The 1592-nt window shown below is 69.7% G+C and carries 1 protein-coding gene; it reads right to left on the bottom strand.

The features are described from left to right. Positions 1 to 145 precede the first annotated feature (145 nt). Entirely contained in the window at positions 146 to 1552 is a 1407-nt protein-coding gene (locus FF096_RS26150; protein WP_309223934.1) for an IS1380 family transposase, read from the bottom strand. Positions 1553 to 1592: the final 40 nt, after the last annotated feature.

Below are 1592 nucleotides of genomic sequence, written 5' to 3'. Positions count from 1 at the left end.
CCTCGGTCTTTCGCTAGCTGTTGATCAAGGCCGTGATCTGGGCAGTTGATCTTCTCGGTTTGGGGTTGGGTTTCGCGGGCGTGCCGATGGCCCGACGCGGTGGCCGGGGTCCTCCGGGTTGCTCGTCGGGCTGTGGGGTCGCGTGTCAGGTGACCGGTTGTGGTAGCGCGGCGAGACGACTGAAGGCAGTGACGAGGTCGGTGGTCCAGGGCCAGCCTTCGGCGATGCGTAGCCGGGTGCGTCTGGCCGAGCGGGTGATCCGGGCGGCGACGTGTAACAGTCGGTAGCGCAGCTTCTTCGGTTCGGCGGCGGCGAGTTCGCGGTCGAGGAGCAGGTGCTGGGTCCAGGCGAGCAGGTCGATGCCGGTCAGCGCGAGTTCCAGCCACGCCTGGTTGATCGCGAAGACGCGGGAGGGGAAGCGGCCGAAGCCGGTGTCCTTGCCGGTGCGGATGCGGTCCTCCACTCGGGCGTGGGCGCGGTGGCGGGCTTCCAGGTACTGGATCGAGGCGCCGCCGGCGGGAGTGTCGGTGGCCATCACCTGGTGGCGCATGCCTTCGATGGTGTCGAACAGCGTCAGTTGCGCGCCGGGGTGCGGGCGTTCGCGGCGCACGATGAACCGGGTGCCGTGGGGGTAGCCGGCCAGCAGGTCAGCGGGCAGCAGGCCGGTGATCTCGCAGATCTCGGCTCCGTCGCGTAGGTCACCATCGCTGTCGAGGGCGCCGATCCAGCCGGTGGCGGCGCGGATCGCCGCACGGATCGGCTCGGTGATCGCCACCCCGACGGAGAACCGCAGGGTGATCCCGTGTTCACGCAGGCTGCGGATGTGGGCCAGGAACCCCTGCGTGCAGCCGGCCGAATCTGAACGCACGAGGATCTCGGTGCCGTAGCGGTAGGCGTCGGGGATCTGTTCGAGGGCACGGTCGAGGACGGTGATGTGGTCAGCGGTGGTGTTCGACCCGGCCCGGCCCTCTCTCAGCAGCCCGGACAGCGCCTCACGGGTGCCGTCAAGGAAGCAAAACAGCGGGTGGTAGCCGAAGGTTTTCTTCCATGTGCGGGTCGCTGACTCCTTCTCGGAATGGCAAATCACGATCGAGGCGTCCACATCCAGCACGAGCCCCGGCACCGGCATCCCCGCCGCCGTCGAGGCGGGCAGGTGCCCGCGGGTCTCGACCATCTGCGCCCACGCCAACTCCCGCGCCCCGGCCCGTGCCTGCCGCAGCCGCGCCAACGCGGCGGCGTCCATCCCGGACAGCACCCGCCACGCGGTCGCGTCAGAGGCGACAGCACCGAACAAGCCGGCCTGGTCACGCAGGACGGCCAGGTCGGCGATCGCCTCACCACCGTCGGCGAGCATCACCGCCAGGTCCACCGCGACCCGGCCGGGGTCATGGCCTGCCTGCCGCCGCCTCAGCACAGCCAGGGCGTCGCTAAACCCGCTGGTCAACCTGCTGGCATCGGCGATATCGGCGAGCAGGCGCGTACCGGCGTGCCCGACCACCCCCCGCCCGTCACCGCTGACCACGATCTTCGGGCGCGTTCCGGTAACCTTCACCCTGCAAGTGCCTTCCGTGACGGGCGATCTGGACCTTAGA

It is taken from the genome of Micromonospora sp. CP22 (genome assembly GCF_009712475.1).
Classification (GTDB): Bacteria; Actinomycetota; Actinomycetes; order Mycobacteriales; family Micromonosporaceae; genus Micromonospora.
The sequence above is the reverse complement of the archived record's forward strand: the minus strand, read 5'-3'. Positions and strand labels throughout refer to the sequence as shown.